Origin of the sequence: Orrella sp. 11846 (assembly GCF_048820935.1) — a bacterium.
Lineage (GTDB): Bacteria > Pseudomonadota > Gammaproteobacteria > Burkholderiales > Burkholderiaceae_B > Algicoccus.
In genome coordinates this window covers 1-530 of the sequence record NZ_JBMERD010000055.1, presented here as the reverse complement: position 1 = coordinate 530, position 530 = coordinate 1, and the positions used below count along the sequence as shown (strand labels likewise).

Genomic DNA, 530 nt, shown 5'->3' with positions numbered 1-530 from the left:
ACCCATGGCGGTATTCTTTAAAAAGATTACTCGACCATGGGTAGTTACGTAGCTTTGTTTACAGATTTATTTAAGTGTTAATCATCCTGACGATTTTTCAAAATCTCGCCAGTAGCAGCATCCATTTCAACTTCCCATTTCTGGCCTTTATCGTCACGCAGGTCTACTTGGTAAATATAGCGGCCGTACGACTCATCAAGCTCTGTGTCCACTATGGTGGCCTTTGGATGTTGCGCTAAAGCTGTCTGGTCAAGTTTATCAAAGGCTAAAATTGCGCCTGAGGTGCTTAGTTCAACTGTTTTAGCTGGGCTGACATCAGCTTGAGCTAAACCTGCGCCCATCATTAAAGCAACGGACACACATAATGTAGTTAAAGTTTTCATAGTTATTTCCTGAGCTATAACCGAAAGTAGTGTTTGAATGTCTTGCAAGGAGGCGGCATTTCTGGTTGATTGTTAGTGACGAAACCAAAATCACCAAGGAGAATGCCGCCATGAACAAGGTTACCAGTAATATTTTTGAAATAGAAT

1 protein-coding gene is annotated in these 530 nt (G+C 41.5%); it reads right to left on the bottom strand.

Features of this window, described 5'->3' with window-relative positions; translation table 11 throughout:
- Nucleotides 1–77 precede the first annotated feature (77 nt).
- Nucleotides 78–383, bottom strand: a complete 306-nt coding sequence (locus tag ACOI06_RS14585; protein WP_420663317.1) for a PepSY domain-containing protein — start codon at nt 381–383, stop codon at nt 78–80.
- Nucleotides 384–530: the final 147 nt, after the last annotated feature.